Genomic DNA, 23,307 nt, shown 5'->3' with positions numbered 1-23,307 from the left:
GGGTGGGTTGAAGATAAGCTGCTTGAATTAGCGAAGGTATTTTGTATTGATGTATGTGCTTATGCCGTAATGAGTAATCATACCCATTTAGTACTGTATGTAGATGATAAGAAAGCAAACAGGCTGAATGATAAAGCGATTGTTATTCGCTGGCATAAACTCTGTAAAGGCACATTGTTAACGCAAAAATATGTACAAGGTGAAAAGCTAAGTAAAGTTGAACTCATCTTTTTCAATCAAACGGTTAAACAATACCGTGAACGCCTAGCAAGTATCAGCTGGTTTATGCGGCTATTAAATGAAGATATTGCGCGTAGAGCAAACAAAGATGATAGCTGCACAGGTAGATTCTGGGAGGGTAGATTCAAATCGCAAGCATTACTAGATGAAGCAGCACTTGCAGCCTGTATGGCCTATGTCGATTTAAATCCCATTAGAGCTAAAATGGCTAACACTCCAGAGGAGTCAGGCCATACCAGTGTACAAAATCGTTTAACATGCGCGGCAGAAGGTAAACAACCAAAACAGTTACTCCGTTTTGCAGGTATGCCTCGTCAGATTATGCCTAAAGGGCTGCCGTTTGAACTTAAATCGTACCTTGAACTTGTTGAGTTAACAGGGCGAATAATGCGAGAGGATAAACGCGGGCACATTGATAATATGAACCTTCCTTTGCTAGAAAGACTTAATATATCCCCCGAAAACTGGTTAAAACTCACCACACAATTTACGCGCGTATTTCATGGCGCAGTAGGTAGGCCTCCCTCACAAGCAAGTTACTGTGAAAATCTAAACCGGAAACGGCGCTCAAATATCAGTAATTGCGAAAAGCTACTCGCATAAAACTAAGCTACTCAGTAAAACTATTCAGTAATAAATCACTACTGCATTATGCAGTTATTTTCATGCGTGTAATTCAGGTTTAAGAATGCTAATGACTTATTTATTAGATGAAATGAAAGTGACCCAGTAATAAAAGATAAATTTTGAACTTGAAGAGCAAATATTAGTGTCACAGTTTTGTTTGTTCAATTAAAGTGGCTGTCTAGTTTAGTTGGTTGTTGATACAAAATACTATCACTGTATTTCACGCTGTGTTCGTCGCGCATTTTTATGTGGAGAAGACCGTTTTACTGGTCAATCTTACGAGCATCGACGAGGGTGGGTTGAAGATAAGCTGCTTAAAATTAACAAGACACCCTAAAATTAACAAGACACCCAATCTAAATTTTTTATTCAAAAATTAATGCTTAAGTTTTTTTATGCGTTAACGACTAGTTATGCATTTAGTAAGTATTACAAACAACAAAATGGTATTCATAATTTATGAATACCATTTTAATGTTCAGTAAAAGCTTATTTAAACTACTTACCTCAACTGCTTATAATAGAAATTTAAAGTCTACGCGTAATACTCTCGTCTGAGTTTATTACTTGTAAAGCTGCACTTGTGGCAAAACCACCCGCATCATCAAAGGTGACATTAATCCAGTTACTGCCTTGTAAAATGTCATGAGGTACAGGGATTTCAATCACGCCAAAGAAGCTTGCACGACCGTTACGGGTTTTACCGTTCTTTTGGTCATATCCTCTAAAGTCTTTTGGCACTGTTACCGTAACACCATTCACTTTTACAACTGGAACAAGAGACTTACCATGAGCACGGCCCATACCTAAGCGTAATACAGCTTCACCTTGGGCTCCCACTTCAACATTTTTAATATTAAATAATAGACTACTATTCGCCTTAATCGGCTTTTTATAAGTTGTTGCGTAATACTTTGTTTCTTGATTTACTTTATCAATGTTTATCTTGTTTTGATAAGTAATGGTCATAATCTTAGTACTTTCTTTCGGTAAAAATACGGTACCTGGCACACTCGTTAGGTTTTTAGTTTCCAATAACGCATGGTTATTATTATCGTAAGATAACGTTTTTATTTGAACTGATTTAACCGAGTTACCCGTAATACCCAATGCTTTCAATGAAACATCAGTATCTTCAAACTCTAAACTCGTCATGATGATGTGTGCTTTATTATTTTGCACATACGCATCAACCATTATATCTAAATCTGATGCCCAACTATCAACATGCGTACCTCGAACATTCGACCATAATTGATAAAACTTCACTAAATCAGTGTATACCCATTGTGTACCTGTTTGACCTGCTTTCTCAAAATTTTGACGCATTAAACGGTTTTCATATGGGTAACCGGTATCACCATGTCTACCCCATTCAGCTTTCACTGGAATAAATGGGATAGCTTTAGCAATAACATTAGGGCGTTCTAAAAATTGTGTTAATAACGCATTATAACCACGTAATTTTTCAGCATCGCGAACATGCGTCCATGGTTTATTACGTAATGAATGCACCGAAGCACCATATTCAGAGATTAATAATGGTTTAACTCGACCAAACTTAATCGTTGAATATTGCTCTAACATATCAAGGGTTGCTTCAACATTACTACCACGTCTATATTCTTCGCCGCGTGGGTGAGTAGGAAAATCATATAAATGAATTGAAAAAACATCCATATCTTTGCCTCCCGTGTCGATAAATAATTTATCGTTGTCTTCCCAGCGTTGGAAGTTATCCCAATCATAATTAGGGAATGCTGTGGTATATCCAGCAATTTTAACGCCTTTATTTAACTTTTCGTTATTTGTTTTACGAACTTCTTTAGCGACACTGGTGTGGTAACTAAAAATATCAGAAATAGGAGCTTTTGCTCTGCCATCTTTAGGATCGATATTAAGATCGTAAAGAGGTTCGTTAACTACCTCTATAAACGCAGGTTTTGGATGACCTACTGCAGTATTACTTTGCGCAAAGTAATTTTTTAAGAACTGGCCCATATAGTGACCTGTTGCTGTACCAAGTGGCTCTTGCGCTGTATCTGTTTGTGAGAAAGCCCAACCAGTATTGCCAATGTTAGTACCATCAGGATAATACGGGTGAACTTGACCTGCAACAACCATATTTTCTGATCTATTTTTAAAACGTCTACCATTAACGAATCTGGCCTGAGTGCTTTTTTCAAAGGTATTTACTGCTGCTTTCCCTAGAGTTGTTGCGGTTGATTCGTCAATAAAACCTGAACGGATGTTATCTTGTGCTTGACCAAAAAGTTGGTTTTTCATATACCCTGTATCACGACCAAAATATACGTCGTAACCTTTGATGAATTTTCCGATCAAATCATCTAATTCATTATTACCTTTGCTATCATCATTCCAATCATTTTCAGTTGGTGCTGAATGTAACGAAATAAACTTTTCACGATTGAAACTTTGAATATTACCGATACGATGTTTAGTATCTAAATTAACATCAACGTTAACTTTATTTGTAGCCGCTATTACATTACTTGTAAAAGTAGCTGTAAGTATTGGTAGAGCGATAATTAATGCTTTATATAGCATTGAATAATTTTTTTGCTTGTTTATCATATAGTATCTCGGATGTTTAGATGTTGTAATTATTTCCATATAAGAAAATCCTCTATTTCTTTTTTATCCTTTTTATTTCTTCCATTAATTTTTCTATTCCATCTGACATAAATCATTAATTAACAGCGATTTTTTATAATTTCAACTACTCGCTGTTAATTTATATTAATAATTAAAGTCAATATTTTAAATCTGAATAGAGCAATAAAACTTCTTTAAAAAAATAGCTCTATTCAATAAAGACCTAATCAAGATACATTGTAAACAATTAACTATCAACCAAAGGTGCAATTTACTCAGTATGCGTCACGACAAGAAAATATCAGCAATTGCGAAAAGCTACTCGCATAAAATTTAAGCTACTCAGTAAAACTATTCAGTAATAAATCACTACTGCATTATGCAGTTATTTTCATGCGTGTAATTTAGGTTTAATAGGGCTAATTACTTATTTAACGGATGAAATAAAGTGACCCAGCAATAAAAGATAAATTTTGAACTTGAAGAGCAAATTTAGTGTCACAGTTTTGTTTGTTCAATAAATGTGGCTGTCTAGTTTGGTCTGTTCCATAAAGATTGGCCTATTGAGAATACGCAAAACTAGCAAGAGACTTTAGATTGGGCAATTTTATAAGTTTTCCATGTTCTACAGGCTATTAAAAAGGCTGCTTAAATTAAGCAGCCTTTTACATTTAATGTTTTTGAGATTAACCTCAGAGGAAATAAAGAATTAATCTACTGAACGATTAATTTTTAAGGCAAGGAGTCTTCAATTGACAACAAAAAGAAAATTCATCCAAAGTATTCCTAATGAAATGGTAGATCCAATTACAGGTCTTAAAGCGAGTAATGAGACAGAGTTGAGCTCGTTATTGGCCTATCATCATGCAAATAGCTCTATTGACTGGGGTAGTGTTAACCTTTATTCAATTCCATATTTATCTGACAAACTTTGTTCTTCAGAATATATTAATTGCTCAACCCCATTTTATTGTGAATATCCTCTTTTTTCAGATTCAGAAACTGTAGATATATGGGGGCAGATGCCTGCAGATTTACTTTCGTTTTCTAAAAGCGAAAATACAATCGTGTTAATCGAAAATAAAATTGGAAGTAAATTTACAAGCGCTGGTACTCAGCTTATAAGGCAAGCAAAGTTCCTTGAGAAAAGTGGTTTTAAAAACAAAACATTGTTAGTTCTTACTTCAGAGTTATTTTTGTCTAAAGGCTGGTATTTAAGTGAAATGCAGAATGTAATCGACAACGTTGAAGGTGTTAAAGTTTTTGCTATGAAATGGGAAGATATCTTCAATGCTATTGAATCTAAAGGTATTAATTAGGGGAATAAGAATCTAAGGGGGTCAAATGTTGACTTCATACATCAGAACATAAATTGGTTAAAGGTTTTGATATTAGCTATTTTTACCCTCTAAAAGCGAAGCGCCTCATATCCTCTTTGTGAATTAATCTTAGTTTACGAAAGTGGGCATTAACTTGAGGTACGCTAAGCGTATGCTTTAAACGTAAAACATCGGCGAATTAGAATATCTAATACATGCCGATGTTTATAGTTTATTCAAATGAATAGCTTACTTGAAAGGTATTAAGCCTTAGTTTTGTTTGCGGTAAAGGCTTATTAAGCATATCGCTAAAAGTAACGTTGCAATCATGCCCGAAGCGCCTGCGACAGCTGATGGAAGGAATCCATCACGGCCAAAGGTAATTAAAATACCATTGGCTAACATTGCAACTCCGCCTGCTAGTGCTGTAAGTCCGCCAATGGCTTTACCACCTTTAGCTAAGTAAGACAGGCCAAAAACAAGTGCTGCTAATCCTAATAATACTTTAGCTGCGTAGTAAATCATGAATGACAAAGAAACCACGCCACCAATTAAAGGTTGTGCGCCTTCTAAGGCACCCGCTACTTTTCCAAATGTAGAAAACAATGTAAGGCCAATACTTACCTGTACTAGGTTAAGTACCGCACTAAAGGCGATAGCCGACCAGCCTAGTTGAGAATGTTTTGCTTGTACCATTGCTGTACCAGCAAAGGCAGCAAGCACAGTAAATACTAGTGCTTCTAGCCCCCATGAAAACTGCCTTGAAAAGCTAATTTCTGCACTATAAAGGGCAGAAGAAATAGCCTGAGATATTGCCAATACTAACAATAAAGATGCTGAAATTAGGATGGTGCGTTTATTCGTAAATTCCATTATTTACCTCTTATAATTTTATATTTGACGCTTTAAAAAGATGCAATAGCTCTGAATACATCAATCAGATGAAACTTTTATATAAATAGCGCTCATACTTGCAGATATAAGACAGGCGAAACTATTTAATAATTTCACTAAACTTATAAAAATAATAATTAATAACAAATAGGCTAAAGCTTTGGTTTTTTAAATCAAAATTAAATTGTAAAACTGTTTTTATTTAAGCCATTTATGCCCTTTAAAAGCGCAGTGCCTCATACCCTCTTAGTAAATCAACGTTTAACTATCTTAATTATCAAGAGGGTATTAATTTTGAGTACGTGGTTAAACGGCTGATTACTTACGGCGTTAAGAGAAAAATATGAATTGAGACCAATCACTTAACGCTATAATAGTTTGTTGTGTAGGCGGGGCTACATAGATTAAACCTGCAATGGCAATAATCGAAGCTAGCGTAATTAATTTATTATCGAAGTCAGCTATTTTCATAGCGGTGCCAAAAGATCGTTTAATGGTGACATTGCTTAAATCTACGCTGTAAATTTCGTCCAGCAATAAATGAATTAACCCGCCTAGTAAAATAAATCCACCTGTTAACCAGGCAAAAGTGGCTGTTTGTGCTGTTGATTGGTCATTCAGTTTCCATGCTACTTGCGTTGTTAATAGCGCGCATAACAGTATAAATAGTAAAGAGTGGCAACTACCTCTGTGTACTGTGATCCATTCAAAAATGGGTCTAATAATATATTTCATAAATCCGTACACCAATAACGGCACTACGATTAATTCGATAAAACTAATTGTAATAATGAGCTCGGTGGTTATGTAATGCAGTACCAGTAATACAGCGCTGAGTGCAAATAAGTTAAAAATAGTATCGAGTGATGTGGAGTTATCTGAATCTATGTCGGGTAATAAGCCGCCGATTGAGCCTAAAAACCATAACCAGAGCGCGTCCTTTAAATCAATATGGCCTGCAGATAATAAGGTGGCTGAGGTTAAGCCTGTGATGATTAGCGCAGTATTAAGATGAGTATTGAAGTTTGCCATTGTGTCTCTTGATAGGAAAATAGGGGGGCATTCTAACAATCAAAAACTTAATTGTTCAATTTACTTTAAAGGTGGGCTTAAAATAGCGTGAGCTTGGATAATAAATTTATTTATGGCTGCTATTTTTAGCAGCCACTTTTAGAGGTAATTTTGTTTTATTTACTTTACCTGCGCTACTTATGTTTATAGTAAAGGCTTTTTTAAAAGCCCAAACAAAAACCAAGTACCAATCATTACTATGAATGCTGATAAATAAAGCGCCATATTATAGTTACCAAAATATTCCAGCAGGCATCCACTTGGTATAGGCGCTATTATTTGTGCGTCGCCGTAGGCTAGGGTCATCGTGCCCATAGATCTTGCAGGGTTACTAGGATAAAAGTTACCCGCCATGGTTAAAACAAGGCTTACACAGGCAATAAAGGTGCCTCCAAACAGAAGGGTACTTATTATAATTACGGGGAGCGTATCGCTAATAGCGGGCAAAATAATACCAATTAAAAGTAAAGTGTATGCGGCTATTAAAGCTTTAATAAATCCAGTACGCCGTGCTATAGAATCCCATATTAATGTGGCGGGTGTTGCTGCAAGCCCCACTAATAAAAAAGCAATGCTACCTTGTCCTTTTAGGCCTTCAACACGCTCTACTATATCAACAATAAAAGTAGAGCTTACGGCGTAGCCATATCCTGCGCAAAAATAGGCTAGCATCATTAATAATTTAAACGTTTTACTTGGTGGGTTGGCTTTTTTAGTTACTTTTACTTGCCCATGAGCGCTGGGGTGTGGCATCCACCGCCATGCTGGTATTGCAATAATTGCAGCCAAAATGGCTAACGCTATCCATTGTTGTTGCCAGTTACTATTTGTGGCTAGCATTGACTGTACGAGTAGTGAGGTAACAACAATACTGATGCCTGCTCCGGCAAAGTGAATGCCTAGCTCTGCGCGATGATTATTATTTACAAGCCATTTTAAATTACCCTGTATTATTTGTGAGAGAGAGGGGTGTGGTCATCGAAAACATGCACTTGTATGGCAACAAAAAGCAGGGCGCACTAATGAAGAGTTAATGATTATGAGTAGTGCAGATGGTGTTTTAGGGTGTGTATCTGCTGGTTTAGGTTACACAATTATGGGTAAAAACATGGTTATAGGAAGCCGGTACGAAAAACCGCTGTGTATAAACCCTGTTAGCTTTGGCCCTAAGCATGTGGAGCTTTCGATTGTTTATAGAAAAGATTGCCCTTTGGAGCCTGGCGTACTCGCTTTAGCAGAACTATTACAAATTAAATAGGACAAAAACTAAATAGAGGGGCAAACCTAAAGGCTAATTAATTACACTTAACAGCTTGGCTTAAATTAGCGTTTGGTACATCAATTTTACTTAATAGCGTTAAATTTACGTATTTATTAACATTGGCAATGTTATATTATTGCAATTGCTGTTTGATATAGTATAACATTCACAAATTCTGATTCCCCATATAGAGTTTAGTGTGACAACACCTACCGCAATTAATAAAACATCACCAATAGAATCACAAATCCCTAAGCAACCCGTTAGTAGTACACACAATAATCGCGATGCCATTATTGAAGTGGACTCGCTTTGTTTTAGCATTAAAAACAACGCTATTTTAAAAAACTTAAACTTTAGCGTGGGCCCTGGCGAAATTTACGCGCTACTAGGCGGTAATGGTGCGGGTAAATCAACCACTTTAAAAACGTTACTGGGTTTTAATAAACCATCCGAAGGCTCGGTAAAAGTAGCAGGTAAAGAGGTAACACAAGCGCTTGATTTTGTGCGTGGTAAAACCGCGTATTTACCTGAGTCGGCAACGTTGTATCCGCATTTAACAGCACGCGAAAACGTAGCGTATTTTTTATCACTTGCTGATATTAATAAAACAGACGAGCAAATTAATGCCGCGTTTAACCGCGTAGCCTTGCAAGAAGCTGCGTGGGATCGCCACATGCAAACCTACTCAAAAGGCATGAGACAAAAAACAGCGATTGCATTAGCCATTTTACGTGAAGCACCGATATTTTTACTTGATGAGCCTACGTCGGGCTTAGATCCTGTTGCAATTGACGAGTTTAACCAACTTGTGCGTGAGCTTGCATTAACGGGAGCGACTATTTTAATGGTGACGCACGATGTATACGGCGCATGCCAAGTGGCTAATCGTATTGGTTTATTAAGAGCTGGTGAGCTGGTGGGCGAATTTGACGCACCACAAAATGGCCGTATTGATACCGAACAAGTCCACGCAGCTTTTGCACAAAGAGGCGCGTAATGAGCATAAATAACTTTTCAAAGGTGGTTATTGTTGCAAAGGATGAATGGCGCTATTGGCTTCGTTCAAAACTTGCAATGACGGTACTTATTATTGGTTTAGTGCTCACACTTGCGTCGGTAATTGTGACCGCTATTACTATGATGGAGCTAAGCCATACTCGCCACGAACTGCAAACAAGCGCTGAGCAAAGTTTTGTTGATCAGCCCGACCGCCACCCGCACAGAATGGTGCATTATGGGCATTATGCATTTAGAACGCCTTCGCCACTGAGCACACTCGACCCAGGTATTGATGCCTATACGGGTAACTCTATATTTTTAGAAGGGCACAGACAAAACAGTGCAATGTTTGCAGATAGCCGCCAAGGTACAGCATTAGCCAAATTAGGCAGTTTAACCCCTGCATTTATTGTACAAACACTCGCACCGTTATTACTGATATTAATTGGTTATAGTGCTATTAGCCGAGAACGTGAGTCGCAAACGTTATCTTACTTGTTATCGCAAGGTACATCGGGCGTAACGCTCATTGCAGGTAAAGGGCTTGCGTTAATGTCGGTTGTAGGATTAATTTTAATTCCGCTTACGGTATCGGCTCTATTTACACTTGGCTCAGGCGAAGGGTTACTTGCTGTGGCAAGCTTTGTGCTTGGCTACGCTTTATATTTAACTGTGTGGGTGCTGCTTGTTTTATTGGCATCAAGCGTGTTTAGTAAAAACAGCGGCAGCTTTACAACACTCGCTTTTGCATGGATTTTACTGTGTATTGTAATGCCACGAGTAGCGAGTACAACAGCTTCAACGGCTGTACCATCAGCAGGTAAAATAGAAACCGACTTTGCTGTAAAAGCCGAGCTTAGAAAACTAGGTGACGGCCACAACACAAACGACCCCGCATTTAAGCAATTTAAACAATCACTCCTTACTAAATACAACGTGAGCAGTATTGATGAGTTACCCGTTAATTTTAGAGGGCTTGTGGCAAGCGAATCAGAGGCTGAGTTAACTAGCGTACTCAATAAGTTTGCCCAGCAGCGTATGCAAGCTGAGCTAAAACAAACAAAGGTGTCGCGTTATTTTGGCTGGGTTTCACCTATGGTGGCAATTCGGTCGTTATCAATGATTGTAGTGGGAACAAGTATTGAAACGCATCATCGTTTTTTACGCGAAACCGAACAGCTGCGCTTTGATTTTGTACAAGGGCTTAATAAAGTTCATGTAGAAAAGCTTAGCTACCAAGACGACATGAACCGAAATGCAAATACTGCAGCAACCAAAAAGGCACGTGTAAGTGCTAAAAATTGGCAAATACTGCAAGATTTCACCTTTAATGTAGACACCCCTGAAGTAAGAACGCAGCGAAGCATACCCGCTTTTTTACAGCTACTACTTTGGATTGCAGTGTTGTTAGGCGGGATTAAATTTGTAGGGAGGCGTTTGTTATGAGTTACCTATTAAAACAATTTGTGCGTGAATGGCGTTTTTTACTTCGTCAAAAATATTTAGTGGTATTACTGGTATGTACGTTTGTTATGTCGGGATTTGCCGTTTATAGCGGACTTAGCGAAGTAACACAGCAAAAGCAAACTATTGAGCGCTTAAAAGCAGCCGATTTAACGGACTTAATTAATGTACAGCATAAGTACGATGATGCAGGCTCGCTTGCTTATTACAGTTTTCATTTAACGTATTCATCGCCTTCAAATTTAGCATTTGCTGCTTTAGGCGAGCGCGATATTTACCCGTGGAAACACCGCTTAAACTTACTTGCGCTAGAGGGGCAAATATACGAAAGCGATGCACAAAACGCAGAGCTTGCTCAGGCAGGTAAAATTGATTTTGTATTTGTATTAAGTGCTTTAGCGCCATTAGTGATTATTTTATTATTTCATGACTTATTTGCTATTGAGCGCACCAGTGGCAGGCACGATTTGCTGGTAACTACGGCTAAATCTTATTTTGCGCTGTGGGGCGCACGTATAACGGTAAGGTTTATAGCGGTAATAATATGCTTAATGTTGCCATTTTATGTAGGCGCATTTATTAGCAGTTCAGTATTGGGTGATGTTGGCTTTATTACTTTTATATGTGTTATTTACTTGGCTTTTTGGACGTTATTGAGTGTGTGGTGGGGCAAAAATGCCATTAGTGCGCCACGTGTTGCCTCAACCTTAATAGGTTTTTGGGTATTAGTTGCGTTTATTATTCCTATTTTAGGTGATTTAGCGATAAACAAAGCGGTGCATTCGCCAAAAGGTGGCGACATTGTGCTTACCCAGCGAGAAGCAGTTAATGGTGCGTGGGATATTCCAAAGCAAATAACCATGGACGCCTTTGTGGCAAATCACCCCGAGTGGACAAACTACACCGACATGCAAAGTGAGTTTGAATGGAAATGGTACTACGCATTTCAGCAAGTGGGCGATGAAAAAGCGGCGAAGCTATCACACGCTTACCAAGATGCGGCACGTAAAAAGTATTCATTAGCCGGATTTGTATCGTGGCTATCACCGCCATTATTACTTCAACGTGGTTTAACACGAATGGCTAAAACAGATGCCGTAGCGGCATTTAGGTATGAATCGCAAATGCGTGGATTTCATAAAAGCTTACGGACGTTTTACTACCCGTGGTTATTTGTAAAAGGTAACCCAACTAAAGCAGCGCTTGAAAATATGCCAAGCTTTAGCAAAACCATACTTAATGAACAAAAAAAGCTAAGCAATGTAGACGCTCAGCCAAAACAAAATTTATCAGCTAACTAATGAACAAGGTTTATCATGAATACCAATAAAAAAGGGCTTAAGCTCACTTATATTAGTGCCTGCTTAGCAAGTATGTTTGCAAGCCACGCTATTGCAGCTAATGAGAACACTAGCGCTAAAAACAGTGCTAAAGAGCCTATTGAGCGTTTAGCGGTTACTGGTTCTCGTCAAGCATACCAAGGTAATTTTAGCCCTTTAGAAACTCCGCAATCAGAGCTGAAAATAGATTTAGAAGCACTCGAAAATGCAGGTGCAATAGATTTAAACCAAGCGCTTGATTTGTCGGCATCGGTTGCGCGTCAAAATAACTTTGGCGGGCTTTGGAATAGCTTTGCGCTACGCGGCTTTGTTGGCGACGAAAACCTGCCAAGCAATTACCTTGTCAATGGGTTTAATGCTGGGCGTGGCTTTGGTGGCTCACGTGATTTGTCGGGTATTGAATCGGTTGAGGTGTTAAAAGGCCCTCGCGCAGCTTTATTTGGCAGAGGTGAGCCAGGCGGCACAGTAAACCTTGTTACTAAGCGCCCAACTTTTGATACAAGCGGCGAGCTAAAGCTAAGCGTAGGCAGCTTTGACACCTACCGCGCTGATGTAGATTACACAACGCCCCTTAGCGACGACGTAGCAATTAGACTGGTTGGTTTTTATGAGGACGCAAAAAGCTTTCGCGATACGATAGAAACTACTAAACAAGGTTTTAGCCCATCAATTACGTGGAACATTGACGACAATAGCCAACTAATTTACGAACTTGAATATAGCGACCAAGAAGTTCCGTTTGATAGAGGTGTATTAGCAATAGATGGCGAGCTTGGCTTAATACCAGAAAGCCGCTTTTTAGGCGAGCCAGGTGATGGCCCAATAGATGCTGACGTACTTGGCCATCAATTAGAGTTTGTTCATGACTTTAATGATAACTGGAGCGTATTACTGGGCGCTAATTACCGTGATACATCGCTTGAAGGTTTTGCAACCGAAACAGGTTTTGGTGGTGTAGTAGATGGCGAAGTAAATCGCTTTAGGCGCTACCGTGATTACAATGCAAAATATCAGGTATTTAGAGCCGAAGTGACAGGTAATTTAGAGGTTGCAGGGTTGGATCACCGTTTAATAATTGGTGTTGATTCTGATAAGTTCGAAAATGATCAATTTGTTCTTCGTGTACGTGGCGATCAGTATATAAATGTTTTTAATCCTGTATATGGAGCATATGAGTTACCTACGCCAACGGCCAATACCGATAAGTTAGAAGTGCAGGAGTCGTTAGGTGTATTTATACAAGACCAAATAAGCCTAACCGATAAGCTTGATGTACGTATTGGTATACGTTTTGATGACTACCAGCAAACACTTAATAATCATTTAGCTGATACACAATCAAAACAAAATGAGTCACGTATTAGCCCGCAGTTTGGTGTTGTATATGAAGCAAGCGAGTTTGTATCTGTTTATGCGGCTTATGGTGAAAACTTTAGGCCTTTATTGGGTACTGATTCAAACGGAGATGGGTTTGAGCCAAATCAATCTACGTCATCTGAGGTTGGTGTTAAGTTTACTTTAAACGATGGCGCGCTGTTTGGCACCATTGCTGTATTTAAAGTAGAGCAAGACAACATGCTAGTAGTAGACGACCCAACAGCGTTTAGCTTTGCAGCTATTGGTGAAGCGCAAAGTAAAGGCTTTGAAATTGATATAAGCGGTGAACTAACGGATGATGTAAGCCTTTGGTTATCGTATGCGTATGTTGATGCAACCATTGAAAACTCATTTTTTGATGCTAATTTTGGCTACACAGTAGAAGCGGGAAGTTCTTTATTAAATATTCCTGAGAATCAATTTAGTTTACAACTGGTTAAATCGGCAGAATTATACGGTAAAGCCATTAAATTTGGTGGTGGTTTAGTTTATGTAGGTTCACGAAACGGCTTTTTTGGTACCGACTTTGAACTGCCAAGCTACACAACTGCACGTGCATTTGTTGATTACGATGTAACTAAATCATTTGGTTTACGCGCCGAAGTAGATAACCTGTTTGACGAAACGTATTACACAAACTCGTTTGCTGATGCGTGGGTACAACCTGGCACTCCAAGAAGCGTAAGACTATCTGCAACATATATGTTTTAAACTTTTAAACGAATGCTAAAAATGGCTGCTTAAATTAGGCAGCCATTTTTATTTAAAGCTTTAAAAGCGCTTACTTAAAATGGTGCATAGCCATCAGGTGTTGTAACAGGTGTATCCCAACGCTCTTTAGCTTCTATTTCAGATCGTTGTGCATCTTGAGCTGGTAAACGACCGCGATCGCCAAACAGCCATAATACAAAGTTGGTTCTATCGCCACTGGTAATAGGTTTTGCCGCGTGAGGTATATTGCCTCGGTGTATCATTGCGGTGCCTGGTTTAAAGCCAAGTTGTATCACGCTCCCATTTACTTGGTCGTAAAAATCAAGCTCAGAACCTGTAAACTCCTCACCCGGTAAATTTAAATTAATATTTAACGTTACCGCCGATGCATCAGTATGTGGGCGAATAGACGCATCTGTACTTGGATCGTAGTAAATAGAGAATCCAAATGTTTGCGTATCGTAGCCAATTATTTCAGGAAACAATAAGCGTGAAATAGGGCGCATATAAGTATTTAGCATTTCGTTATAAAATGCTTGAAAATTTGGCGCTGCTAAATAGCCCTCTGATCGTTTGTCGAGCATGGCACCACGGCGGTTTAATACAATACCGTACGGTGGGCGCATAGGGATGTTAGAGTTCCATACTTGTTCAAGGTAACCACGTAAAACGGCTAGGCGCTCAGGGTCAAAAAATTGAAACTGAAATACATCAGGAGCCACTTCTTCTAAAAGCGCTTTTACTAAATGCTCTTTAGATGGGTCTTGCCATGCTTGTTGTACGGCTTCGCGTAAATTTTTATCGAGTAATGAATCGTCTAGCGTGAAAGTAGAAGCATCAATTTCGCTTGCTTCCCATTCTTTCCACGCGTCTGTAATCAGGTCGTCGTTGTTGTACCAAAACTGTTGTACCGAGTTGTCACGGTTTAACATGGCTGTTCTCGATGGTAAATCTAGAGCACGTGCTAGTTGTAATTGATTGGTAGACATATTGTGTAACCCCAGTTGTTGAATTGGTTTGTATCAATCTAGGAGTGCAATTTATTATATTTATTTTAGTAGATAAACAACCTACTTTAGGAAACAGAATATGCTATTTATTGATAATGAACTCGAAACTAAGCATCTCAAGTTAAGCTAACAAATGCTTTATGAAATAGACGGTGAATAAATAAACCATTACTATAAATTCATATTGCCTATGTTAGAGGCATGACTTAATAGCAATATAAAATGGAGATTTATTGTGGAAGATAAACTAAAAGAGAAAAGTGTGGTTCAGAAATTTTTTGGTGAGTATTCTTGGATGTATAAAGCTTCAGCCTTTCTAGCTTTTATTATGGTTTTTTACATTAGCTTTAATGGAGAGGGAAATGTTTGGACACAGCTTGTGAATGGTGATTTTAATTCTGCTTTGCTTGTTAGCATTGTTGGTTATTTATCTGAATTTAGATATCAATTTATTAAAGAAGCTCGAAATGACTAAAATATTAAAAAACTAATAATTAAATCAGCCTTTTAATATTTTACAGTGGAATACCTAGCTAGACTCGATTAATGAGTTGCTCTATCGCCCCAAATATTTTCTAAACGACTGTCGCGACCACAACGCCAGCGATAGGTGTTGTATCGAATTGGGTTGTTTTTGTAATAATCTTGATGAAAACTTTCCCTCCCTTTAATAGGGTAAAAGGTACTTGCGTTTAGTATAGGCGTAACCACAGTTTGATTAGGAAACTCGGCAACTACAGCTGCTTTTGTTTTTTCAGCTAATTTACGTTGTTCGTCGTTTTCAACAAATATAGCACTTAAGTAACTTGGGCCTTTATCGCAAAATTGGCCTCTGGCATCAAAGGGATCAATATTAACCCAGTAATGATCAAGTATGCCCTTATAGCTTACTACCTCCGGGTCGTAAGTGATTTCTACTGCCTCGTAATGGCCTTTATGGTTACCATTGTATGTTGGGTTTTTAAGTTTGCCACCAGTAAAACCCGATATTACATCGGTTACACCTTCTAGCTTTTCAAAGTCGCTTTCCATACACCAAAAGCAACCTCCAGCTAACACAGCTTTTTCGGTTTTAGCTGCATGCGTAAATGTGCTAAACAAAATTGCGGCAGATGTTAATGCTAATGCGAGTGATTTTTTCATAAAATTATCCACCTGAAGTGTGAGTTTAAATACTTATAAAGTTAGACCCGCCAAGTGCTAATACTATTTCATTGTAGTGGCATAGTTTTAGCCGCTTAACTATTTATGGCGCAAAGTAATGTCATTTAAAAAGTTTTATAAGCATAAAACCGGGAGTAAGATCACTTTTAAAGCAAGTAGGATGGTTTAGTTAATTTAACAAAATAAACGCTATTTGATACGCTGTTGTATTATGCGAGCTTGTTTATTAAAGTGACAACATTCGAGATATAAATTAGCAGGTGATAAATGAACCAGTTAACCGAAAAATCAATAAGCTGTCCTTATTGCGGAGAAAGCATAGAAGTATTACTTGATGCAGTAGATATTGATGAGCAATACATTGAAGACTGCCAAGTATGCTGTAAACCAATTTCGTTTGTGGTATTTGAAGATGAAGATGAGTTAAATGTTAATGTATACAGTGAAGATGATACATTTTAAATTGCCGTAAATTATAAAATAGGCTGCAACGCTGCAGCCTTTTTGTTGTGTACGGAACTAACTAGCTATTTTGTTCGCGTGCTAGTTGGTTTGGCAAAAGCTCTTCTACTATTTCGCGCGCCGGGAGCGTGTAGCGTGTGCCGTCAAACATTACAGAGGTAAACTCGTTAATATTAGTAATGCCTGTTAAGGTCCAGCCTTCGCCGCGTTTTGGGCAATATACTGTGGTAGTGGGTTGTATTACTTTAAAATCGTCACTCATTACGTTATCTACTCTTTTTGCTTTAAAGATAATGCTTGTTAATGGGGTATGGTAAGTTAATAATGCTTGCCCATAAAGAGCTAATTTAACTAACTACTTAAATAAAATGTTTAATACCACACAGCTTGACCGCGTTACTCTTCGTTTAATTACCCACAAACACGCTGCGTGTTTATTTGATATTTTAAACCATCCTCAGGTTAGTAAATTTAACGACTACGAAACACCGCTTAGCAAAACACAAATCAAACAATTAATTCAAGATGATATAAGCGCCTATTACGAAGGCGAAGTGGTAAGAGTTGCAATTGAACATAATATGACAGGGAAGTTAATGGGCACCTGTGGGCTTTATAATTTAACACCCTGTAAAAGTAGTGCTTTTATAGGTTTTGAGTTGCACCCCGACTTTTGGGATAAGGGAGTGATGTTTGAAGTAGTCACCGGTTTTATTGAAGCGCTACTTGAGCATATTCCGCTTAAACATTTATCGGCTGAGGTGAGTGCACATAATGCACGTTCTCATAATTTACTTATAAAGTTAGGGTTTAGTTTGCACGAGCATTCTATTTGGCAGAAATCACTTTAACTAAAGACGGCAATTATAAGTGCTTATCTTTTTTCTATCCTGAAAGGTCAACACACTCCAAGTGTAAATAAAATACAAAAAATAACAGCTTTCTATTATAGTTAAGCGTAAGCAAATGAATTTGTTACCCGTGTTTAATTAAACATTAACGCTTAACAAGGATTTTATATGCTAGAAAAACTATCTCAAGATGCGCTTGTTATTTGGGCTACCATTGACCCAATAGGCACTATGGCGCTGTTTGCTGCGATTACTACTCACTTAACTGATCAACAACGTCGTAAAACAGCCTTTAAAACCGTGCTATATGCTGGTGGCGTTCTATTGGGTTCTATTTTAATAGGGCAGCTAATACTTAATGCGATGGGGATTAGGCTGGTTTCGTTTCAGTTAGGAGGCGGAATTATATTGTTTTTGTTTGGCCTGCAAATGATATTTGGAAACGATTCTAATAAAGCTAAACAAGACCCCGAACACGATATTGCTGTGTTTCCGCTAGCTATACCAGCCACAGCTACTCCAGGCGCTATTTTGGCTGTAATACTCCTTACCGATAACCATATACACCCCATTACTACACAAATAGGCACAGCGCTTGTTACTATTGGAGTACTGGGTATTACATTAATACTGTTGCTGCTTTCGGGCAAAATAATTAAGTTGATTGGAACGGGCGGCGCGTCTATTTTAACGCGTGTGATGGGGATGATTTTAGCTGCGTTTTCAGTTGAGCTTATTATGACTGCGCTTGAAATAAAACAATGGGTTAAGCTCGATTAAGTAATTCTTAAAGTAAATATTTAAGGGGATGCCAAATGGCTATAAAAATAACAAAACTCTATCTTACAAATTTAGCTTTAGCGATAGTTATACTTGTTTTGGGAATATTGGCGATAAATTATTACAATCATTATGTATCGGCTTATACGGATGTAACTATTAACTCTAAAGTACTTAACGAATCACGTAAGGTTTTTATAAGATTACCGACTGATTACAATGCTAAAAAAGCGTACCCGTTAATTATTAAAACCGATGGTAATTTTAATTTAGATACATGGGATAAAGCACTTACAAAACAAGCTAAGAGCGAAAAAGGGGATAAGGCTATATTGGTGTCTATCCCTAATTTATTTTTTAAAGATACTCGTAATCGCGATTTAGTGCCTCCTTATGCCCGCCAAGATGTAAATACACAAGCGCGTTTAGAGCACGAAACACTACCTGAGCCAAACGGTGAAGCTGATAAGTTTTTAGCATTTATTGAAACTGAGTTACTTCCATATTTATCAACAAATTATAAGCTTAGTAATAATCGTGTATTAAGTGGTTTTTCGGCAGGTGGTAGCTTCGTACTTTATACACTGCATACAAAGCCTGAGTTATTTAATGGTTATTTTGCGTTTAGCCCTGCAGCTTGGTATGACGACATGACTGTAGTTAATAACGTAGATGCGTTTTTAACGGCTCAAGCAAATAAAGTGAAGTCACCTACTTATTTATATCTTTCGGTGGGCGGAGCAGAGCATCCGTTAATGTTAAAAGCATTTAATAATTTAGAGACTGCTTTAACAATAAACCCTAATAATAACCTTGTCTGGCAAAGTGCTATAAACGATGGTGCTGAGCATTCAGACAATCCACCTCTTAGTGTAGCTAAGGCATTAGCTGGTTATAGTGCGTTTATTAAAAAGTAGGTTGGCTTAAATTGTAGCTGTATATGCATACAGTTATTGTTATTTTATCTATTTATGAGAACGAACCAGCTTCATAGAATTTTACTTAGTTTAATATTATTAACGACTTACAAAGGGAAGTTGGTTTAATTTATTTTTGCACAGCAAATGAAAATACTGTTTTTATATACAGTTTATAGGTATTGAGTTAGAATGCAGTCAGTACCTATGAGCATGTACACATCTATTTGTTACTGCTTTTAATCAGCCTTACGCCTTTGTGATCAGCAAAAAGCGATGTAAGTATTTTGCAATTTCAATATAGTTTCACCATCTTTTTACACTATTAATGCAATTAATATAAATTGGCTGGTGGCTTTACACTTAAAGAACACATCATACTTAATGTTATTTTAAGGCTAAACTAAGCAATAGAGTTAAATTGTTGAAAAGGTAATCAAAGGAATAGTGCAAAATACAGGTCGGTGGGATTCAAAAGTATGGCGGAATAAAAAAAGCCCAGTTAAAAAGTTAAAAGGGCTAAAAGGGTTGTGCTAAGGGAAGTTGTAGTCGTTTTTTAACTTATATTTAGAGCTTATATTTAAAACTTATATCTAAAACCAAATGCTATACCGTCATCTTCCGACTGCTCCATTTGTGCTTGTTGATCGTCGTTATCACTTTCAAAGTCGCTAAAGTCTTTACGCGCTTCTACGTAGGCAATAGTGTCTTCGTCAATTAAGTAATGAAGGCCAATAACAGCAAACTGGCGTTTAAATACATCGTTAGGATCGGCGTTAAAGTTTGGTTGTATTACGTAATCATCACCGGCATCAAACACGTTGTAGGCAATAAAAGGGCGAAAATCGTTATCAAAGCGGTAAGATGCAAATGTTTCTATGCCAATTGCGTCATCAATTAAGCGACCAATATTATCTGTGTCGTGGTTTTTGTTTTTATTTATGTTGGCAGCAACGTAAAGGCCGGGCTTATCAATGTTGCCCCACATAATGCCTGCACCATAAATTAAATCTTCAACGTTTCGGGTATAGCCATCGCCAAACGTTAAATCAAACTCACCACGGTTAACACCTGCAGTAAGCGTTAGCATATCTGTTGGTGTATAAGTAACAGAAGCACCAAATGTGTAATTAAATTCAACTTCTTGGGCTGCGCTATCGCCTGAGTTCCAAAGTGTTTCGCATTCTTCTTCTGAAATGTCGCTTACGTCACAGGTATAAAATTCGCTGTTTTTAAGCTGCGCTTGTACTGCAAAACTAAAATCGTTGTAACTATTGCGGTACTGCACTAGCTTATCGCCACGGCCAGTGCCATTTACAGCGCCATCGTCTTTATTATAAGTGTAAACGCCTGCGGCATTGCCATCCCATACAAAGCTATTATTTGTGCCGTAAACTACGTCGTACCATGCACCCCATTGTTTACCAATGGTAAGTTGCCCGTACTTTTCGTGCGAAAGGCCTGCGTAACCTAAACGGTTATATAAAAACTCATCTTGAATTGATTCAAAGCGGTTGTTGTAAACAATATCGCTGCTGCCAACAGGGTTTACACCCCATTCTACGAGTGCAAGGGCAGTCCAGTCTTTCTTAAGCTTTCGGGTAAAGGCAAAGTTGATGCGTGAAGTACCATTAACAACTTCGGTTTCGTTTTGTGTATTAATTACACGCACATCAAGATAACCACCTACTTTTAGAGTGTTTTTATCATCCTTGTATAGCTCTACCGCCGAAACTGCGGGTGCTAGTACAATACTTGCGCTAACCAGTGTTGCTAATTTTTTGCTCATCTTGTGTGTTGCCCTGTGTAAATTGATCAGTGTTTTCACGTAGGTAAAAATTCAGATTTGCAGACTAACAAAGCGATAAACGACTCAAAAGTGAAAAATACTCAATAAAACTGAGCATTAATCTTAATAGGTGTTCACGAGAGGTTAATTTTGTTTTTCAGGTGTTGCTGAGGTTTGTTTTTTTAGTTGTTTTGTAGGTAAAAAGAATTGGTAATAAGTGGTGTGTTAAAATTCTAATTTGAATTAATTTCATCTTGGTTAAAAAATAGCGGCTAGTGTAAAAGCTCTAAAAGTGCTTTATTTTCATAAATATAGCTTTTTATTATAGGTTGTACAAAAATGAGTTAAGTAAACACACATACACGTTAAAAGTGCTTTTACTCTAATATATATACCAAATTATAAACACTCATATCGGTTTATTATGAATGTATTTATGAATTTTAATTTATCTAAGTTGAATAACAATTTGCAAAAACACTAAATTTAATTTGTTATTTTAATTACGAGTAGCTCAGTGATAATAATTACCTTAAACGACGTGGCTTGCCATTAAAGTTTCATAGAAAAACAGGCCATTTTGGTTTAAACTGCGCGCAATTTAATTACATCCTTACTCCCTTGGAGGGTAGCGCTATTATTAGTACAGCTAATGTCACCATGCAATTTGGTGCTAAACCATTATTTGAAAATATCTCAGCAAAATTTGGCGATGGAAACCGTTACGGTTTAATCGGCGCAAATGGTTGTGGTAAATCAACATTTATGAAAATTTTAAGTGGTGAGCTTGAAGCGTCTTCAGGTAATGTAAGTACTGATCCTAATGAACGCGTTGCTAAACTAAACCAAGACCAGTTTGCCTACGAAGAATACTCAGTAATTGATACTGTTATTATGGGCCATAAAGAACTGTGGAAAATTAAACAAGAACGCGACCGTATTTACTCTTTACCAGAAATGAGTGAAGACGACGGTATGAAAGTAGCCGATCTTGAAACTGAATTTGCTGAAATGGATGGTTACTCTGCTGAATCTAAAGCAGGCGAGCTTCTATTAGGCGTAGGTATTGGTACTGAGCAACACTTTGGCCCAATGTCAGAAATTGCACCTGGTTTTAAACTACGCGTGCTACTTGCACAGGTGTTGTTTTCAGACCCAGATATAATGCTACTTGATGAGCCTACCAATAACTTGGATATTTATACCATCAAGTGGTTAGAAGACGTGTTAAACCAACGCGACTGTACCATGATAATCATCTCGCATGACCGTCACTTTTTAAACTCTGTGTGTACTCACATGGCAGATATTGACTACGGTGAGCTACGTATTTACTCAGGTAACTATGACGAATACATGTTTGCAGCAACGCAAGCACGTGAGCAGCTACTTAGCGAAAACGCGAAGAAGAAAAACCAAATTGCTGAACTTCAACAGTTTGTATCACGCTTCTCTGCTAACGCATCTAAAGCTAAGCAAGCTACATCGCGCGCTAAACGTATCGACAAAATTCAGTTAGACGAAGTTAAAGCCTCATCACGTCAAACACCGTTTATTCGTTTCGACCAAGAAAAGCAATTATTCAGAAACGCGCTTGAAATGAATAACTTAACGCAAGGGTTTGACGACAATACGTTGTTTTCTGGCCTTGAAGGTTTAGTAGAAGTTGGCGAACGTATTGCTATCATTGGTGAAAATGGTGTTGGTAAAACAACATTACTTAACACGCTAGCAGGGCGCTTAGCACCTAAAGCCGGTGAGTTTAAGTTCTCTGAAAACGCGAACATTGGCTACTACGCACAAGATCACGCTGACGAGTTTGCAACCGACATGAACTTGTTTCAATGGATGGAACAATGGCAACAAGAAGGCGATGACGAGCAAGTGGTTCGCAGCTTCTTAGGCCGTATGTTGTTCTCTCAAAACGATATTAAAAAATCAGTTAAAGTAATTTCTGGTGGTGAGCAAGGCCGCATGTTGTTTGGTAAAATTATGATGCATAAACCAAACATACTGTTAATGGATGAGCCAACTAACCACATGGATATGGAATCTATTGAAGCGCTTAACCTAGCACTTGAAGCCTACGAAGGTACATTAATGTTTGTATCGCACGATCGTCAATTTGTATCATCGGTAGCTACCCGTATTTGGGAAGTTAAAGATGGTAAAATCATTGACTTTAGAGGCAACTACGCAGAATACCTAGCGAGTAAAGACGCTTAATTAGCAATTTAACCTGATGTAATGGTCTCCTCCCTATACGGCATCTATGTGCCATGATTAAAGTGGTTACAATAATCAAAGGGAGAAGACCAAAATGAAGATTACAACAATTGGTTTAGACATAGCAAAAAGATTTTTCCATGTGGTGTGCTGCAATGAACAAGGGCGCTTAGTTAAAAAGAAAAT

Annotated in this window: 21 protein-coding genes and 1 pseudogene; 14 read left to right on the top strand and 8 right to left on the bottom strand. The window is 38.0% G+C overall.

The features are described from left to right. On the top strand, positions 1-843 hold an 843-nt coding region (locus I6F49_RS18325; RefSeq protein WP_197181565.1), incomplete at its 5' end, for a transposase. Positions 844-1,054: 211 nt separating this feature from the next. Further along, positions 1,055-1,195 (top strand): annotated as a pseudogene (locus I6F49_RS20415) (transposase); the annotation flags it as partial. 200 nt (positions 1,196-1,395) lie between these two features. Here the strand turns inward: I6F49_RS20415 and I6F49_RS18320 are convergent. Next, the gene (locus tag I6F49_RS18320; RefSeq protein ID WP_165728660.1) at positions 1,396-3,462 is read right to left on the bottom strand and encodes an agarase; all 2,067 of its coding nucleotides are present in this window, start codon (positions 3,460-3,462) and stop codon (positions 1,396-1,398) included. Positions 3,463-4,235: 773 nt separating this feature from the next. On the opposite strand from I6F49_RS18320, the gene I6F49_RS18315 reads away from it, so the two are divergent. Further along, positions 4,236-4,802, top strand: coding sequence for a hypothetical protein (locus I6F49_RS18315; protein WP_197181564.1), 567 nt, complete (start codon positions 4,236-4,238; stop codon positions 4,800-4,802). A gap of 270 nt (positions 4,803-5,072) precedes the next feature. Here I6F49_RS18315 and I6F49_RS18310 read toward each other — a convergent pair whose 3' ends face one another. The 3 genes from I6F49_RS18310 to I6F49_RS18300 all read right to left on the bottom strand — a co-directional run bounded on the left by I6F49_RS18310 (position 5,073) and on the right by I6F49_RS18300 (position 7,718). Beyond that, on the bottom strand, positions 5,073-5,675 hold the full coding sequence (locus I6F49_RS18310; RefSeq protein WP_197181563.1) for a thiamine biosynthesis protein ThiC: 603 nt from the start codon (positions 5,673-5,675) through the stop codon (positions 5,073-5,075). A 351-nt stretch (positions 5,676-6,026) separates the two neighbouring features. Beyond that, entirely contained in the window at positions 6,027-6,728 is a 702-nt protein-coding gene (locus tag I6F49_RS18305; protein WP_197181562.1) for a metal-dependent hydrolase, read from the bottom strand. Positions 6,729-6,911: 183 nt separating this feature from the next. Continuing rightward, positions 6,912-7,718 carry a YbfB/YjiJ family MFS transporter gene (locus I6F49_RS18300; RefSeq protein WP_331461456.1) on the bottom strand — a complete coding sequence of 269 codons (807 nt, stop codon included), beginning with the start codon at positions 7,716-7,718 and terminating at the stop codon, positions 6,912-6,914. Between I6F49_RS18300 and I6F49_RS18295 the strand changes: the two genes are divergently transcribed. The 5 genes from I6F49_RS18295 (at position 7,717) to I6F49_RS18275 (ending at position 13,922) form a co-directional block, all read left to right on the top strand. Continuing rightward, on the top strand, positions 7,717-8,025 hold the full coding sequence (locus I6F49_RS18295; protein ID WP_165741472.1) for a LysR substrate-binding domain-containing protein: 309 nt from the start codon (positions 7,717-7,719) through the stop codon (positions 8,023-8,025). The genes I6F49_RS18300 and I6F49_RS18295 overlap by 2 nt on opposite strands. Before the next feature lie 202 nt (positions 8,026-8,227). Further along, complete coding sequence (locus tag I6F49_RS18290; RefSeq protein ID WP_197181561.1) at positions 8,228-9,028, top strand: ABC transporter ATP-binding protein; 801 nt, start codon at positions 8,228-8,230, stop codon at positions 9,026-9,028. Beyond that, a complete protein-coding gene (locus I6F49_RS18285; RefSeq protein WP_197181560.1) occupies positions 9,028-10,476 on the top strand; it encodes an ABC transporter permease in 1,449 nt (482 codons plus the stop codon). Before I6F49_RS18290 ends, I6F49_RS18285 begins: the two co-directional genes overlap by 1 nt. Beyond that, entirely contained in the window at positions 10,473-11,795 is a 1,323-nt protein-coding gene (locus I6F49_RS18280; RefSeq protein ID WP_197181559.1) for a DUF3526 domain-containing protein, read from the top strand. The genes I6F49_RS18285 and I6F49_RS18280 overlap by 4 nt, the downstream gene beginning before the upstream one ends. A 15-nt stretch (positions 11,796-11,810) precedes the next feature. Further along, positions 11,811-13,922, top strand: coding sequence for a TonB-dependent siderophore receptor (locus I6F49_RS18275; RefSeq protein WP_197181558.1), 2,112 nt, complete (start codon positions 11,811-11,813; stop codon positions 13,920-13,922). A 74-nt stretch (positions 13,923-13,996) separates the two neighbouring features. On the opposite strand, the gene I6F49_RS18270 is transcribed toward I6F49_RS18275, so the two are convergent. Beyond that, positions 13,997-14,911, bottom strand: coding sequence for a 2OG-Fe(II) oxygenase family protein (locus tag I6F49_RS18270; RefSeq protein ID WP_197181557.1), 915 nt, complete (start codon positions 14,909-14,911; stop codon positions 13,997-13,999). Between the two features lie 256 nt (positions 14,912-15,167). Between I6F49_RS18270 and I6F49_RS18265 the strand changes: the two genes are divergently transcribed. Beyond that, a complete protein-coding gene (locus tag I6F49_RS18265; protein WP_197181556.1) occupies positions 15,168-15,407 on the top strand; it encodes a hypothetical protein in 240 nt (79 codons plus the stop codon). A gap of 68 nt (positions 15,408-15,475) precedes the next feature. Here I6F49_RS18265 and msrA read toward each other — a convergent pair whose 3' ends face one another. Beyond that, a complete protein-coding gene (msrA, locus tag I6F49_RS18260; RefSeq protein ID WP_165741328.1) occupies positions 15,476-16,075 on the bottom strand; it encodes a peptide-methionine (S)-S-oxide reductase MsrA in 600 nt (199 codons plus the stop codon). 288 nt (positions 16,076-16,363) lie between these two features. Between msrA and I6F49_RS18255 the strand changes: the two genes are divergently transcribed. Further along, positions 16,364-16,558, top strand: a complete 195-nt coding sequence (locus tag I6F49_RS18255) for a CPXCG motif-containing cysteine-rich protein (RefSeq protein WP_165741327.1) — start codon at positions 16,364-16,366, stop codon at positions 16,556-16,558. Positions 16,559-16,619: 61 nt separating this feature from the next. On the opposite strand, the gene I6F49_RS18250 is transcribed toward I6F49_RS18255, so the two are convergent. Next, entirely contained in the window at positions 16,620-16,820 is a 201-nt protein-coding gene (locus tag I6F49_RS18250) for a hypothetical protein (protein WP_002962626.1), read from the bottom strand. A gap of 106 nt (positions 16,821-16,926) precedes the next feature. On the opposite strand from I6F49_RS18250, the gene I6F49_RS18245 reads away from it, so the two are divergent. The 3 genes from I6F49_RS18245 to I6F49_RS18235 all read left to right on the top strand — a co-directional run bounded on the left by I6F49_RS18245 (position 16,927) and on the right by I6F49_RS18235 (position 19,106). Further along, a complete protein-coding gene (locus I6F49_RS18245) occupies positions 16,927-17,409 on the top strand; it encodes a GNAT family N-acetyltransferase (RefSeq protein WP_165741326.1) in 483 nt (160 codons plus the stop codon). Positions 17,410-17,577: 168 nt separating this feature from the next. After that, positions 17,578-18,189 carry a MarC family protein gene (locus I6F49_RS18240; RefSeq protein ID WP_165741325.1) on the top strand — a complete coding sequence of 204 codons (612 nt, stop codon included), beginning with the start codon at positions 17,578-17,580 and terminating at the stop codon, positions 18,187-18,189. A gap of 35 nt (positions 18,190-18,224) precedes the next feature. After that, on the top strand, positions 18,225-19,106 hold the full coding sequence (locus I6F49_RS18235) for an alpha/beta hydrolase (RefSeq protein ID WP_197181555.1): 882 nt from the start codon (positions 18,225-18,227) through the stop codon (positions 19,104-19,106). 580 nt (positions 19,107-19,686) lie between these two features. Here I6F49_RS18235 and I6F49_RS18230 read toward each other — a convergent pair. Continuing rightward, positions 19,687-20,895, bottom strand: a complete 1,209-nt coding sequence (locus I6F49_RS18230) for a porin (protein ID WP_197181554.1) — start codon at positions 20,893-20,895, stop codon at positions 19,687-19,689. 636 nt (positions 20,896-21,531) lie between these two features. On the opposite strand from I6F49_RS18230, the gene I6F49_RS18225 reads away from it, so the two are divergent. Beyond that, positions 21,532-23,121: an ABC-F family ATPase gene (locus I6F49_RS18225; RefSeq protein ID WP_166420348.1), complete on the top strand. Its 1,590-nt coding sequence runs from the start codon at positions 21,532-21,534 to the stop codon at positions 23,119-23,121. Positions 23,122-23,307: the final 186 nt, after the last annotated feature.

It is taken from the genome of Pseudoalteromonas sp. SWN166 (genome assembly GCF_015864485.1).
Lineage (GTDB): Bacteria > Pseudomonadota > Gammaproteobacteria > Enterobacterales > Alteromonadaceae > Pseudoalteromonas.
This window is presented reverse-complemented; position numbering and strand designations above follow the sequence as displayed.

Bases quoted from the DNA above. Each gene is read 5' to 3' on its own strand.
- I6F49_RS18235 (WP_197181555.1), top strand. From the start codon at position 18,225: ATGGCTATAAAAATAACAAAACTCTATCTTACAAATTTAGCTTTAGCG.
- I6F49_RS18280 (WP_197181559.1), top strand. From the start codon at position 10,473: ATGAGTTACCTATTAAAACAATTTGTGCGTGAATGGCGTTTTTTACTT.
- msrA (WP_165741328.1), bottom strand. From the start codon at position 16,075: ATGAAAAAATCACTCGCATTAGCATTAACATCTGCCGCAATTTTGTTT.
- I6F49_RS18270 (WP_197181557.1), bottom strand. From the start codon at position 14,911: ATGTCTACCAATCAATTACAACTAGCACGTGCTCTAGATTTACCATCG.
- I6F49_RS18275 (WP_197181558.1), top strand. From the start codon at position 11,811: ATGAATACCAATAAAAAAGGGCTTAAGCTCACTTATATTAGTGCCTGC.
- I6F49_RS18240 (WP_165741325.1), top strand. From the start codon at position 17,578: ATGCTAGAAAAACTATCTCAAGATGCGCTTGTTATTTGGGCTACCATT.
- I6F49_RS18310 (WP_197181563.1), bottom strand. From the start codon at position 5,675: ATGGAATTTACGAATAAACGCACCATCCTAATTTCAGCATCTTTATTG.
- I6F49_RS18250 (WP_002962626.1), bottom strand. From the start codon at position 16,820: ATGAGTGACGATTTTAAAGTAATACAACCCACTACCACAGTATATTGC.
- I6F49_RS18285 (WP_197181560.1), top strand. From the start codon at position 9,028: ATGAGCATAAATAACTTTTCAAAGGTGGTTATTGTTGCAAAGGATGAA.
- I6F49_RS18230 (WP_197181554.1), bottom strand. From the start codon at position 20,895: ATGAGCAAAAAATTAGCAACACTGGTTAGCGCAAGTATTGTACTAGCA.
- I6F49_RS18245 (WP_165741326.1), top strand. From the start codon at position 16,927: ATGTTTAATACCACACAGCTTGACCGCGTTACTCTTCGTTTAATTACC.
- I6F49_RS18320 (WP_165728660.1), bottom strand. From the start codon at position 3,462: ATGATAAACAAGCAAAAAAATTATTCAATGCTATATAAAGCATTAATT.
- I6F49_RS18305 (WP_197181562.1), bottom strand. From the start codon at position 6,728: ATGGCAAACTTCAATACTCATCTTAATACTGCGCTAATCATCACAGGC.
- I6F49_RS18255 (WP_165741327.1), top strand. From the start codon at position 16,364: ATGAACCAGTTAACCGAAAAATCAATAAGCTGTCCTTATTGCGGAGAA.